The 13,364-nt window shown below is 65.3% G+C and carries 13 protein-coding genes; 6 read left to right on the forward strand and 7 right to left on the reverse strand.

Features of this window, described 5'->3' with window-relative positions:
• Positions 1-75 precede the first annotated feature (75 nt).
• Complete coding sequence (locus tag BLW40_RS12540) at positions 76-504, reverse strand: hypothetical protein (RefSeq protein ID WP_074769065.1); 429 nt, start codon at positions 502-504, stop codon at positions 76-78.
• Positions 501-824, reverse strand: coding sequence for a hypothetical protein (locus tag BLW40_RS12545; protein WP_074769067.1), 324 nt, complete (start codon positions 822-824; stop codon positions 501-503). The genes BLW40_RS12540 and BLW40_RS12545 overlap by 4 nt, the downstream gene beginning before the upstream one ends.
• A gap of 189 nt (positions 825-1,013) precedes the next feature.
• On the opposite strand from BLW40_RS12545, the gene BLW40_RS12550 reads away from it, so the two are divergent.
• The gene (locus BLW40_RS12550; protein ID WP_342027668.1) at positions 1,014-1,487 is read left to right on the forward strand and encodes an SH3 domain-containing protein; all 474 of its coding nucleotides are present in this window, start codon (positions 1,014-1,016) and stop codon (positions 1,485-1,487) included.
• 12 nt (positions 1,488-1,499) lie between these two features.
• Here BLW40_RS12550 and BLW40_RS12555 read toward each other — a convergent pair whose 3' ends face one another.
• The 3 genes from BLW40_RS12555 to BLW40_RS12565 form a co-directional block, all read right to left on the reverse strand.
• Positions 1,500-2,453 (reverse strand): hypothetical protein, encoded by a 954-nt coding sequence (locus tag BLW40_RS12555; protein ID WP_083386765.1) that lies wholly within the window; start codon positions 2,451-2,453, stop codon positions 1,500-1,502.
• A gap of 271 nt (positions 2,454-2,724) precedes the next feature.
• Positions 2,725-3,270, reverse strand: a complete 546-nt coding sequence (gene ppa / locus BLW40_RS12560) for an inorganic diphosphatase (protein ID WP_074769073.1) — start codon at positions 3,268-3,270, stop codon at positions 2,725-2,727.
• A 180-nt stretch (positions 3,271-3,450) separates the two neighbouring features.
• Positions 3,451-4,788, reverse strand: a complete 1,338-nt coding sequence (locus BLW40_RS12565; RefSeq protein ID WP_074769075.1) for an AmpG family muropeptide MFS transporter — start codon at positions 4,786-4,788, stop codon at positions 3,451-3,453.
• Between the two features lie 302 nt (positions 4,789-5,090).
• On the opposite strand from BLW40_RS12565, the gene dnaK reads away from it, so the two are divergent.
• The 3 genes from dnaK (at position 5,091) to BLW40_RS12580 (ending at position 8,934) form a co-directional block, all read left to right on the forward strand.
• The gene (gene dnaK / locus BLW40_RS12570; protein WP_074769077.1) at positions 5,091-7,001 is read left to right on the forward strand and encodes a molecular chaperone DnaK; all 1,911 of its coding nucleotides are present in this window, start codon (positions 5,091-5,093) and stop codon (positions 6,999-7,001) included.
• A gap of 131 nt (positions 7,002-7,132) precedes the next feature.
• Positions 7,133-8,275 (forward strand): molecular chaperone DnaJ, encoded by a 1,143-nt coding sequence (gene dnaJ, locus BLW40_RS12575; protein ID WP_074769079.1) that lies wholly within the window; start codon positions 7,133-7,135, stop codon positions 8,273-8,275.
• An 11-nt stretch (positions 8,276-8,286) separates the two neighbouring features.
• On the forward strand, positions 8,287-8,934 hold the full coding sequence (locus BLW40_RS12580) for a response regulator transcription factor (RefSeq protein ID WP_244511180.1): 648 nt from the start codon (positions 8,287-8,289) through the stop codon (positions 8,932-8,934).
• A 52-nt stretch (positions 8,935-8,986) separates the two neighbouring features.
• Here the strand turns inward: BLW40_RS12580 and BLW40_RS12585 are convergent, their stop codons facing one another.
• Both BLW40_RS12585 and BLW40_RS12590 read right to left on the reverse strand, forming a co-directional pair.
• Positions 8,987-10,033, reverse strand: a complete 1,047-nt coding sequence (locus tag BLW40_RS12585; protein WP_074769083.1) for a glycosyltransferase family 4 protein — start codon at positions 10,031-10,033, stop codon at positions 8,987-8,989.
• A gap of 29 nt (positions 10,034-10,062) precedes the next feature.
• The gene (locus BLW40_RS12590) at positions 10,063-10,896 is read right to left on the reverse strand and encodes a UDP-2,3-diacylglucosamine diphosphatase (protein WP_074769085.1); all 834 of its coding nucleotides are present in this window, start codon (positions 10,894-10,896) and stop codon (positions 10,063-10,065) included.
• Positions 10,897-11,086: 190 nt separating this feature from the next.
• Here BLW40_RS12590 and BLW40_RS12595 point away from each other — a divergent pair, with 190 nt between their 5' ends.
• On the forward strand, positions 11,087-12,025 hold the full coding sequence (locus BLW40_RS12595; RefSeq protein ID WP_074769114.1) for a diacylglycerol/lipid kinase family protein: 939 nt from the start codon (positions 11,087-11,089) through the stop codon (positions 12,023-12,025).
• A 148-nt stretch (positions 12,026-12,173) separates the two neighbouring features.
• Positions 12,174-13,304, forward strand: a complete 1,131-nt coding sequence (locus tag BLW40_RS12600; RefSeq protein WP_074769087.1) for an IS481 family transposase — start codon at positions 12,174-12,176, stop codon at positions 13,302-13,304.
• Positions 13,305-13,364 lie beyond the last annotated feature (60 nt).

The raw sequence follows: 13,364 nt of genomic DNA on the forward strand, positions 1-13,364 counted from the left end.
CTCCTTGGAGAGCGTCGGTTATGATGGTTCTACGCGGCCCCGGCCGGGTTGGATCACCGGCCGGAGCAAAAAAGATCAGGGGAAGCCGCCGCCGTCGGCATGGGATTGCTTGCCGTCGGTCAGGTGAAGGTCGATCTCGCTGACCGGACAGGGGGCGACACCGGTGCTGCGCCCGCCCAGCGGCCGGACTACCGTCTCGACCATGCATTGCTGCGAGCAGACTTCGGAGCAGACTTCGATGCGGTTTTCCCACATTTCGGTGGCGGCCTGGACGACATAGCCGTGCATCGCCCGCGCATCCTCGTCGGAATAGCGGCCGCCCAGCGCCTTGGTGTAGTCGGCGATTATCCGGTCGGGCGAGATGTCGGAACAGCCGCAATTGGCGACCAGCCCCAGAAAGCGGCCCATCCGGCCGTACCAGGCCGGCTGTTCCGGCGGCGGCAGACAGCCGGGCAGCAGCAGCAGCAACCCCAGCGCCAGCGCGAACGCGGCGCGGGCTGTCATGCCGCGACCCGTTCGATATGGTCGGCCAGCCGCGCCAGCGCCGCCGACAACAGGCGATGGTCGTTGGCGTCGAGCACGGCGGCCATGATCGCGGCGGCTTCGTCGCTCAACAGGTCGATCGCCTGGAGCGCGGGCAGGACGCCGTCTTCGGCCAACAGGTCGAGCGCGGTACGGAAGACGCGGTGTCGCCCGCCGCGCGATTCCTCGCCCAACATCTCGGCCAGGGCGTCGGGACAGGGTTGCTTGCGGTGGACGCGAAAGGCGAGACCTCGCAGTAAGCGAGCTTTTTCAATTGGGTCGAGAGAATCGTTGCGGGCCATGATGGACGCTCCTGCTCCGGCTGACTCCGGGCACGCAACCTTCGCTCCCGCACCTGGGGTGCGTCAACCTTTTCACGATACCGATTGACCGGCTCTGAAATCGGGTACCTTGACCATAGGGTCGGCCTCCCCCCTATAATGGCGGGGGGAGGACTCATGCGGGCCAGCGGACCAAGATTTTTGATAGGGTTGTTGCTGCTTTCGGCTGCGCTGCTGCCGATTCCAGCTTTGGCGTCCGAGGGAAGCGGGCTGCCCTTGCCGCGCTTCGTCTCGTTGCGGTCGGACGAGGTCAATCTGAGAACCGGGCCTGGGGTGCGTTATCCGATCGACTGGATCTACGCCCGCAAGGATTTGCCGGTCGAGGTGGTGGCCGAGTTCGAATCCTGGCGCAAGATCCGCGACTGGCAGGGGTCCGAGGGCTGGGTTCATCAAAGCATGCTGTCCAGCCGCCGGATGATGGTGGTGATCGGATCGCCGCGTCCGTTGCGCGCCTCGGATTCGGATTCCGCCGATCCGGTGGCGATGCTGGAGCCGGGCGTGCTGGGCCGCCTGCTGCAATGCCCGCGCAGCCGCGATTTCTGCCGTGCCGAGATCGGACGCAGCCAGGGATGGCTGCGCCGTGACGAAATCTGGGGCGTCTATAAGGGCGAGTGGATCGAATAGATCCGGATTCCGCTAGGGCGCGGCGGTCTCGGCGGCTCGCGCGTTCGACTTCTGATACTTGTTCAGTCCCTCGGCCATCGCGGCGGAGAACCAGTCGTTGGCAACCGGTGCGGCGGCGGCATTCTTCGTGCCGTCGGTCTGGGGGCTATCGGCCTGGGCGGCGGCGATCGGAGCGGCATTGGCCGGGGCGATCAATCCCGACTGAGGCCGCGCCCCGGTGACGGGAAGCGCCGACCGTCCGCTATTGCCCGAGACCGAGGTGGCGACCGCTGGCGGCGAGCGGGTGGCGAGTGGGGTGGTGCGCGGTGGCATCGTCAACACCCGGCTTTGTCGGCTGGTCCAGGCATTGGCCGAGGCTGCGGTGGCAGCGACCGAGATTGCGGCGGGCTCGCTGGCGGCCTGAGTCGTTTGAGCCGCTTGAGCGGTCTCGCCGGACGGGGCGGCGGCGGCGCTGGTGCTGACCGGGGCGCGCGGCATCGCGGCGGGGGCGGCGGGTTCGTCGCCGATCATGTCGGCCAGGATGATCGGGCGGGCGTCGGTGCTGGTGGCGGTTTTAGTCTCGGTGGTTTTGGTCTCGGCGGTTTTAGTCTCGGTGGTTTTGGCCTCGGCGGTTTGGGCCTGCGCCGGATCGTCCGTGGCCGCTTGGGCCTGGGCGGGAGGCGGAACGGCCTGGGCCAAGGCGGTGCCGCTGCCGCTGCCATCCGGTGTCGATTCGTCGCGGAACAGGGCCAGCACATGCCCGCCCGCCGTGGCTCCGGTGCTTTCCTCGACCACGCCACTGATCGCCGCGCCGATCAGCCCGATCACGCCGCCGAACAGCGCTCCTCCGGTCAGACGGGCGGCAATGCCGATCTTGTCTCCGGACAGTTCGCGATAGACGTCGTTGACCAGCGGGATATGTTGCAGCGGATTGACGACGTCGAGCAGATCCCAGAACGAGGGGCTGTCGTCTTCGGCCCCGAACATCCCGATATGGCTGGTTTTCCCGGTCGTCGAAGCCGCAGACGCAGTTTCGGCGTTTTCCGACGGCAGCGTCGGAATCAGGGAATCGATTGGATTCGAAGGCCGAACAGAAGACGTTGCGGAGACCGACATCGCGTCACCTCGGGGACTGGGGCGACGTATTATCTGCAAGAGCGATGCCAGGTCGAGGAAGGGCGGAAAGTCTGGGTCTGCCGTCCGCGGCGGCGCTCCCCCGACGGCCAGATGCCGCCGGGGGGAAGATTCTGCCCGGTCGTTATTTCTTCTTGGGCTTGCTGGCCAAGGCCCGCTCGATCCCCTGCTGGATGATCTCGCCGGCCTTTTCCGGGCCGCCCCAGCCCTTCAACTGGACCCACTTGCCGACTTCGAGGTCCTTGTAATGGACAAAGAAGTGCTCGATCTGCTGGACCAGAATCTTGGGCAGGTCTTCATAGCTGTTCACGCCGTCATAGAACGGGTGCAGCTTGGAATGGGGCACGGCCAGGATCTTCTCGTCCATGCCGCCTTCGTCTTCCATCAGCAGCACGCCGATCGGGCGCGAGCGCATCACCGCGCCGACGGCAACCGGGGTGCGTCCGACCACCATGATATCGACGGGGTCGCCGTCTTCGGACAGGGTGTGGGGAACGAAGCCGTAATTGACCGGATAGTACATCGCGGTGTTGAGGAAGCGGTCGACGTACATCGCGCCGGATTCCTTGTCGATCTCGTATTTGACCGGATCGCCGTTCAACGGGATCTCGACGATCACGTTGACGTCGCGAGGCGGGTTCTTACCGATCGGAATCTTCTTGAGGTCCATGGGATTGGTCAGTCCTGTCAGAGAAGTACGTGAGGCCGCCGCGGCAAAAGCGGGGCCTCGGACAGCGCGCCGACCCGGCCCGTGACGGCCTTGGTCGGTGCGAAAGCAAAATCCCCGGTGGATATGGTTTTGCCCCTCCCACAGGAGCGCCCCCGAGGATGAGCCCGCCGACAGCACGATTCAACCATGCTGGGGCGGCTCGGTCCGGTAATGGCGGGCCAGCCAGGGCAAAAGCAGCAGAGCGGGCAGCGTCACCACCGTGGTAATCAGAAAAAAATCGACCCAGCCGAAACGGTCGGCCAGCCAGCCGCTGGTCGAGGCGAACAGCGTCCGCCCCACCGCCGTCAACGACGACAACAAGGCGTACTGGGTCGCAGTATAGGCCACATTGCACAATCCGGACAGATAGGCCACCAACGCCGATCCGGCCATTCCGGCGGTCAGGTTCTCGGCGAAGACACAGACCGCCAGAGCGGTGACATTATGCCCGGCCATCGCCTGAACGACATAGAACAGATTGCCAAGCGATTGCAGCACGCCGAACAGCAGCAACGCCCGCATCACGCCCATCCGGGCGATCAGGGCGCCGCCGATCAGGGTTCCGGCGATGGTCGCGCCAAAGCCGAAGATCTTGCTGACCCAGGCGATTTCTTCCAGGGCGAAGCCGCTTTCGATATAGAGCGTGTTGGCCATCGCCCCGGCCATAGCCTCGCCGGTCTTGTAGCCGACGACAAACAACAGCACCGCCCACCACACCGGCCGCGACATGAATTCGGCGAACGGGCAGACCACCGCGCTATACAGCCAGCCAGCCAGCCGGGCGACGTTTCCCTGCAAATCGGGACGGCGGGCCAGGAAGGCGGCGGCGCGCTCCTCGCGCTCGCGGGTGGCGGGCGATACGACGACCGCCGGTTCGGGGCCGAACAGGAACACCGCCAGCCCCACCGCCACCAACGCCGCCATCGTCGCATAGGCGGCAAACCAGCCCCAGGCCGAGGCGACGAACAGCGCGCCCGCGCCCGAGGCCAGCATCGCGAGGCGATAGCCGGTCTGGACCGCGCCCGCGCCCGGACCCTGGGCCTCGGGGGGCAGGATTTCGACGCGGTAGGCGTCGATCACGATATCCTGGCTGGCCGACAGGAACGCGACGCCCAGGGCCAGACATCCGGTCACCCACAGATTGTGGGCGGGATCGGTCGCTCCCAGCGCCAGAATCGCGCCGATCAGAAGACACTGAATCGTGATGCCCCAACTGCGCCGCCGCCCCAGCCGCTTGGTCAGCACCGGCAGGCTCAGCCGGTCGATCAGCGGCGACCACAGGAATTTCAGCGCATAGGGTGTCCCGACCAGGGCAAAGGCCCCAATCGCGCTGCGGCTGATTCCCTCGCCTTTCAGCCAAGCCGACAGGGTGGAAAAGGTCAGCAGCAGGGGCAGCCCGCTGGAAAAGCCCAGCAGCAGAACCAGCATCACCCGCCGGTCGAGATAGGCGGCGAAGGCGGCGGACCAGCTTCGTTTCATCGGGGGCAGGGGACCAGGATCAGTGGGGGGAAAAAGCAGGCTCCCTGCTATGCCAAAGCGGTCGGTCGGCTGGCAAGACAATTCGCCCGGACGGTTTCGCTGCGGCCGTCGCGGGCCGGATAAGTTTCGCCATCTTTTTGCCATGGTTGCACGCTCTGCCCCCCGACCTATATAAGGCGCGGGGGATGGCCGTTTCGGTCGATCCCCGGACAATTTAAAGCGATTCAACCCGGAAGGGGGTCGCGGGGCGGCTGCGCAGACAGCAGAGCCCCGGGGATCTGCCGAGCAGGAATGAGGATGACATGAGCAAAGTTATCGGCATCGACCTGGGCACCACGAATTCGTGCGTTGCCGTCATGGAAGGCAAGACTGCCAAGGTCATTGAAAACGCCGAGGGCATGCGCACGACCCCGTCGATGGTGGCTTTCGCCGAATCCGGTGAACGGCTGGTCGGCCAGCCGGCCAAGCGCCAGGCGGTGACCAATCCCGCCAACACCCTGTTCGCGATCAAGCGTCTGATCGGTCGTCGCTATGAAGACCCGATCACCAAGAAAGACGCCAACCTCGTTCCGTATCACATCGTGTCGGGCGACAATGGCGACGCCTGGGTCGAAGCCCGCGATGCCAAGTACAGCCCCAGCCAGGTGTCGGCCTTCATCCTGCAAAAGATGAAGGAAACCGCCGAAGGCTATCTGGGCGAGACCGTCACCCAGGCGGTGATCACCGTTCCGGCCTACTTCAACGACGCCCAGCGTCAGGCGACCAAGGATGCCGGTCGCATCGCCGGTCTTGAGGTGCTGCGCATCATCAACGAGCCGACCGCCGCCGCTCTGGCCTATGGGCTGGAAAAGAAGGGCGCGGGCATCGTCGCGGTCTATGACCTTGGCGGCGGCACCTTCGACGTGTCGGTGCTGGAAATCGGCGACGGCGTGTTCGAGGTCAAGTCGACCAACGGCGACACCTTCCTGGGCGGTGAAGATTTCGACGCCCGGATCATTGATTACCTCGCCGACGAGTTCAAGAAAGAGCAGGGCATCGACCTGCGCAAGGACCGGCTGGCGCTCCAGCGTCTGAAGGAAGCGGCGGAAAAGGCCAAGATCGAGCTGTCGTCCTCGATGCAGACCGAAGTCAACCTGCCCTTCATCACCGCCGACGCCTCGGGCCCGAAGCACCTCAACATCAAGTTGACCCGTGCCAAGCTCGAAGCCCTGGTCGAGGATCTGGTCGCCCGCACCATCGAGCCGTGCAAGGCCGCCCTCAAGGACGCTGGCGTCAAGGCCAGCGAGATCGACGAAGTGATCCTGGTCGGCGGCATGACCCGCATGCCCAAGATTCAGGAAGTGGTGAAGGAATTCTTTGGTCGCGAGCCGCACAAGGGCGTCAACCCGGATGAAGTCGTCGCCATCGGCGCCGCGATCCAGGGCGGCGTGCTGAAGGGCGAGGTCAAGGACGTCCTGCTGCTCGACGTCACCCCGCTGTCGCTCGGCATCGAGACCCTGGGCGGCGTGTTCACCCGCCTGATCGACCGCAACACCACCATCCCGACCCGCAAGAGCCAGGTGTTCTCGACCGCCGAGGACAACCAGACCGCCGTCACCATCCGCGTCTTCCAGGGCGAGCGCGAAATGGCCGCCGACAACAAGATGCTGGGCCAGTTCGATCTGGTCGGCATTCCGGCGGCGCCGCGCGGCGTGCCGCAGGTCGAGGTCACCTTCGACATCGACGCCAACGGCATCGTCAACGTCCAGGCCAAGGACAAGGCCACCGGCAAGGAACAGCAGATCCGCATCCAGGCGTCGGGCGGTCTGACCGATTCCGACATCGAAAAGATGGTCAAGGATGCCGAGGCGCACGCTGCCGAGGACAAGAAGCGCAAGGAACTGATCGAAGCCCGCAATCAGGCCGACTCGCTCTCTCATTCGACCGAGAAGAGCCTGAAGGAATTCGGCGACAAGGTTCCCGCCGATCTGAAGGCCGAAGTCGAGCGCGACATCGCCGCGGTTCGCTCCGAGATGGAGAGCGAGGATTCCGCCGCGATCAAGGCTCGCACCGAGACTCTGATGCAGAGCTCGATGAAGCTGGGCGAGGTGATGTACAAGCAGGCTGGCGAGGCCGAAGCGGCTCAGGGCGGTGCCCAGGGCGGCGCCGGTCACGATGAGAAAGTCGTCGACGCCGATTTCGAAGAAGTCGACGGCGACAAAAAGGGCCACTGATCCGGCCCGATCGTCTCTACGGCCGACGGGCGATCCCGTCGGCCGTTCGTTCGCCCCGGCGCCGCCGCCCCCCGTCGCTTGAAACGGGGGGCACGGCCGTCTGGGCCAGTACCGGATAGCAAGCGAAGCGCATGAGCAAGCAGGATTACTACGACCTTCTTGGTGTCGGGCGTGGTGCCTCGGCCGACGAGATCAAAAAGGCCTATCGCAAGATGGCCATGCAATTTCATCCCGACCGAAATCCAGGCGATGCCGCGGCCGAGCAGAAATTCAAGGAAATCAACGAAGCCTATGATGTCCTGAAGGACGATCAGAAGCGCTCGGCCTATGACCGCTTCGGCCATGCCGCCTTCGAACAGGGCGGCGGACGCGGCGGCGGCCCCGGCGATTTCGGCTTCGGCGGCGGCTTTGCCGACATCTTCGACGAAATGTTCGGCGAGATGATGGGCGGCGGTCGGCGCGGTCAGGCCACCGGCCGGGGGGCCGATCTCCGCTACGACATGGAAATCTCGCTCGAAGACGCCTTTGCCGGCAAGTCGGCGACGATCCGGGTGCCGACCTCGGCGGTGTGCGAGGAGTGCAAGGGCACTGGCGGCCGTGATGGCGCCCAGCCGGTGACCTGCTCGACCTGCCACGGCCACGGCAAGGTCCGCAGCCAGCAGGGCTTTTTCACCATCGAACGCACCTGCCCGACTTGCCAGGGGATGGGCCGGATCATCAAAGATCCCTGCCGCGCCTGCGGTGGCACCGGTCGGGTCCGCAAGGAAAAGCAATTGTCGGTGACGATCCCGGCCGGGGTCGAGGACGGCACCCGGATCCGTCTCGCCGGAGAGGGCGAGGCCGGGATGCGCGGGGCACCGGCGGGCGATTTGTACATCTTCCTGTCGCTGAAGGCGCACCGCCTGTTCCAGCGCGAGGGCGCCAACATCTTCTGCCGGGTGCCGATCCCGATGGTGACGGCGACGCTGGGCGGCACGATCGAGGTTCCCACCATCGACGGCGGCAAGGCCAAGGTGGTGATCCCCGAAGGCACCCAGACCGGCCACCAGTTCCGCCTGCGCGGCAAGGGAATGAGCGTGCTGCGCAGCCCGTCGCGCGGCGATATGTTCATCCAGGCGACGATCGAGACGCCGGTCAACCTGACGCCGCGCCAGATCGAGCTTCTGCGCGAGTTCGAATCCGCCGGTGAAGAGAAGAAGGGCGGCAATTCCCCGGAAAGCCATGGCTTCTTCGCCCGGGTCAAGGAATTCTGGGAAGACCTCAAGGAGGGCTGATCCTGACCCTGATGCCCCGTCTGCTGCTGGTCATCGCCGATCCTCTGCTGGCCGAGACCGTCGCCGGTCATCTCGGCCGGGCGATGGCGGTGACCCGCGCCGACGATCCCGCCTCGGCGCTGGCGGCGGTCGGGGAGCAGGATCTGATCCTGGTCGATGATGCCGCCTGGACGGGAGAGGACGCCCCCTGCCGGGCGTTGCGGGCGGCAGGCGTTACCCTGCCGCTGGCGTTGCTCGCCACCGGCGGGACCAGCGATCCCGACGCCGATCTGGTGATCGCCAAGCCGCTGCGCCTGTCGGCGCTCGCCGCCCGCCTGACCGAGATGCTGTCGCGTCGGTCGTCCCCGTCGGAATGGACGATCGGGCCGTGGCGGCTCGATCCCGACCGCAGGCTGCTGACCGCCGACGATGAGCGAACGGTGCGGCTGACCGACAAGGAGGTCGCGATTCTGCGCCGTCTCGCCGAAGCGGCCGGGGCGGTGGTGACGCGCGAGGATTTGCTGGCCGACGTGTGGGGCTATTCCGCCGATCTCGATACCCACACCCTGGAAACCCACATCTACCGCCTGCGTCGCAAGATGGAGGACGGGGGCGACGAGGATTCGCCCGGCCTGCTGCGGACCGAACCCGGCGGCTATCGTCTCGCCCTGGCGGGATAGGCGGACATACCCCCGCTCCACCTCGCGCGGTGAAACGGGGGCGGCGCGGGCGTTACAGCGGCGCCGGTTCTTTCCAGCGGGTGATTTCGAACGGGGCGAGGTTCTCGATGAACTGGCGGGTCGAGGCCGCCCACGAGAAGTCGAGGGCGTGGGCGCGGCACAAATTCGGGTCGATGCCGATCACCGCCCGCGCCGCCGCTCCCAAATCGGTGTCGAGCCGTCCGACCGGGCTGGTGCCGATCACGTCCTGCGGCCCCGGCACCGGATAAGCGGCAACCGGCAGGCCCGAGGCCAGCGCTTCGAGCAGGACCAGACCGAACGTGTCGGTGCGGCTGGGGAAGACGAACACGTCGCCTGCGGCATAATGGCGGGCGAGGGCCTCGCCGAACTGGGCTCCGGCGAAATGGACATCGGGATGGCGGCGGCGCAGATCGTCGAGTTGCGGCCCGTCGCCGACCACGACCTTGCTGCCGGGCAGGTCAAGCGACAAGAAGGCGGCGACGTTCTTTTCGACCGCGACCCGGCCGACATAGAGGAAGATCGGGCGGGGCAGACCGGCGAAGGGGCCGGTGTCGCCCTTGGCCTCGGGGCGGGGACGGAACAATTCGGTATCGACCCCGCGCGACCAGCGGCCGATATGGTGGAAGCCGCGCCGTTCCAACTCGGTCTCGATTCCCTGGGTCGCCACCATCACTCGCGACGACGCGGCGTGGAACCGCCGCATCACCGCATAGGACAGCGGCAGCGGGACGCGGAACCGCGCCTTGATATATTCGGGGAAGCGGGTGTGATAGGCGGTGGTGAAGGGCAGCCGCCGCCGCAGGCAATAGCGTCTGGCCGCCCAGCCCAGCGGGCCTTCGGTGGCGATATGGATCGCGCAGGGCTGCGCCGCCTCGATCAGGCGGGCGATCCGCGGGCCGGGGCGGACGGCAAGGCGAATCTCGGGATAGGTCGGACAGGGCACGGTGCGGAACCGCTCGGGGGTGACCATCACCACCTCGTGGCCGGTTCGCTGCAATTCGCTCCGCAGCGTGTCGAGGGTGCGGACAACGCCGTTGACCTGGGGGAGCCAGGCATCCGAGACGACAAGAATACGCATTCCTACTCCTTGGGACAGCCCGGCCGCCGTCAGGGGCGGCTGAGCAGCGGTGAGGCTTCGATGGTTTTGTCTTCCGGAGCGGGGGCGGAAGCGGCGAGGTACATCCCCGGAGCCTGAAGCCAGTAAAGGATTTCAAGGCTGCCGTCGAAATTCTCGACCAGGGCGGTGCAGCTTTCGACCCAATCGCCGTCGTTGCAGTACAAGATGCCGTTCATGTCGCGGATCTGGGCGTTGTGGATGTGGCCGCAGACGACCCCATCGGCCTGGGAGCGGCGGGCTTCCTCGGCCATCGCTTCCTCGAAATTGGCGATGTACTGGACCGCGTTCTTGACCTTGTGCTTCAGGTAGGCCGACAGCGACCAATAGGGAAAGCCCAGGCTGCGGCGGGCGACGTTCAGCCAGTGATTGAGCGACAGCGCCAGGGTGTAGGCCCCGTCGCCGAGATGAGCCAGCCACTTGGCATGCTTGACCACGCCGTCGAAGGCGTCGCCATGGACGATCAGCAGCCGCCGTCCGTCGGCGGTCTGGTGGATCGCGTTGGTGGCGACGCGGATGTCGCCGAACAAGATGCCGTGATAATCGCGGGCGAATTCGTCGTGATTGCCCGGAACGAACACCACCCGGGTTCCCTTGCGCGCCTTGCGGAGCAGCTTCTGGACGACGTCGTTATGCGATTGCGGCCAGAACCACGATTTCCGCAGCCGCCAGCCGTCGATGATGTCGCCGACCAGATAAAGCGTGTCGGATTCCGTGCATTTCAGGAATTCGAGCAGGTCATCGGCCTTGCTGCCCCGTGTCCCCAGATGGATGTCCGAAATCCAGATGGTCCGGTAACGCCGCTTTATATCAGAACTGGCGTTCATGCATCCACCTATCCAATTTCAGTTCCGGACGCCTCAGGTGTCGCGGTTCTAGTGCGGTGCGACCGTCTTGTACATATCGATTGCCTTCGTTTTGACAAAATTCATCAAACTGAATAAAGCTCGTAACAATTATTTCACTGATGATTCGTTGTCCGACCGGGATATAGAACGGCCTATGTTGGAAAACACGATGATCCCCCCGATCGAAGCTTCGCCGATCCCGACCCGGCCGCGCCGTGTACTGATCGTCCACAATCCCACCGCCGGACGTCACAAGCGCCGCCGTCTGATCGGCGTCGTCGAGCGGCTGGAACGGCATGGCTGCGCCGTCACCATCCAGGAAACCGCCAAGCGCGGCGATGCCGAGGATTTCGCCGCCCGCGCCGACGAAGCGCTATTCGACGCGGTGATTGCCGCTGGCGGCGACGGCACCGTCAACGAAGTGTTGAACGGGCTGGCCCTGACCGGGGGCGGGCTGGCGCTGGGAGTGATCCCGCTCGGCACCGCCAACGTGCTGGCCTGCGAGATCGGGCTCGATCCCCGCGACAGCGAGCAGATCGCCCAAGCCATCGCCTTTGGCCCGGCGCGCCGGGTCCATCTCGGCACCGCCAACCGCCGCCGCTTTCTGCTGATGGCCGGAGCCGGGCTCGACGCCGAAGTCGTCGCCGGGCTCAACGTCACCTTGAAGCGGCACGCCGGTAAGCTGGCCTATGTTTTCGAAGGGTTGAAGCAGGCGGTCGGCTATGATTTCCCGCTGCTCAGCATTCGCGCCGACGGCGCGACCTACGAAGGCCGAATGGTGGTGGCGTGCAAGGGTCGGTTCTATGGCGGTCCGTTCATTGCCGCGCCCGACGCCAACCTGGAAGCGCCGATGCTGGAAATCTGCATCCTGCCCGCCGCCGGGGTGGCCGGGATGCTGCGCTACGGCATCGCCCTGCCGTTGGGCAAGCTGACCGAATTGCCCGAGGTTCAGGTGATCAAGGCGAAGTCGATCGTCATCACCGGCCCGCGCGGCGCGCCGGTGCAAGGCGACGGCGACATCGTCGCCCGTCTGCCCGCTGAAATCGCGATCGCCGACGAAACCGTCGATCTGATCTGCCCGCACGACAGCCCCGCCCCGGCCCCGTGAGGCACGGGACGAGGCCACGCGGCCCTGCCGCCGCGCTGCCGCCAATAAAAAACCCTCCCCCGGCTGGTGTACGGACCGGGGACAGAGGTAACACCCGTTCGGGGACATGGGTGACACTTCAAGGCATGAGCACTCGCAGGAGGGAGCCATGCCGTTCCATGAGGTGTCAGTCATGTCGCAACGGGAAGAGTTCGCCCGCCTGGCGAGCCAGGCGGGCGCCAACGTCGCCGATCTGTGTCGGCGATACGGCATCAGCCGTAAGACCGGATACAAATGGCTCGGACGTTTTACCGAGCATGAGGAGCATTGGTCAGCAGACCAGTCGCGGCGCCCCCAGCACAGTCCCGGTCAGACCCCGGTCGAGGTCGAAGCTTCGGTTCTGGCGGTGCGGGCGGAGCATCCAGTATGGGGCGGACGCAAGATTCGTCGCGTTCTGGAGCGGGCCGGAAAAGTAACGCCGGCTGCCTCGACGATCACGGCGATCCTGGCTCGCCATGGCCTGATCGATCCTCGGGCCTCACAGGCGGCCACCGCCTTCACCCGCTTTGAGCATGACGCCCCCAACCGGCTCTGGCAGATGGATTTCAAAGGACATTTTGCCATCGATTCTGGACGGTGCCATCCCCTGACGGTGCTCGACGACCATTCTCGATTTTCTCTCTGCTTGGCAGCTTGCCCAAACGAGACCGGCAATACGGTTAAGGATCGGCTGACCATCACCTTCCGGCGCTATGGCCTCCCCGAAGCCATGGTGATGGATAACGGCTCTCCCTGGGGTGATGGACCAGGTTCGCCCTGGACACCGCTGACCGTATGGCTGATGCAACTCGGCATCCGTGTCGCCCATGGGCGGCCCTACCATCCGCAGACGCAGGGCAAGGATGAACGATTCCATCGCACCCTGAAGGCCGAAGTTCTGGCCTGTCGGCGCTTCCGCGACTTGGTCGAGTGTCAGCAGCGCTTCGACAATTGGCGATCCATTTACAACAATGATCGCCCGCACGAGGCCCTCGACATGGCGGTGCCGATGGATCGCTACAGGGCGAGCCGACGGGCCTTTCCCGAGATACTTTCTTCGCCCGATTACGCCCCAGGCGAAACCCTGCGCAAGGTCCAGGACGGCGGGTTTATAAGCTTCAAAGGCCGCCAGATCCGCCTGTGCAAGGCATTCAAGGGCCACAGCCTTGCCCTCAGGCCAACATCCTGCGATGGGATTTGGGAGGCATGCTTCGGCGCACACCGGGTCGCGCAAATCGACTTGCGCGACCCGGTGGATTAGGATGCCCTAACTGTCACCCATGTCCCCGAACACCTGTTACCCATCTCTCCGGTCTAAACA

This window comes from Magnetospirillum fulvum (genome assembly GCF_900108475.1).
In the GTDB taxonomy this organism is placed as follows: domain Bacteria; phylum Pseudomonadota; class Alphaproteobacteria; order Rhodospirillales; family Magnetospirillaceae; genus Phaeospirillum; species Phaeospirillum fulvum_A.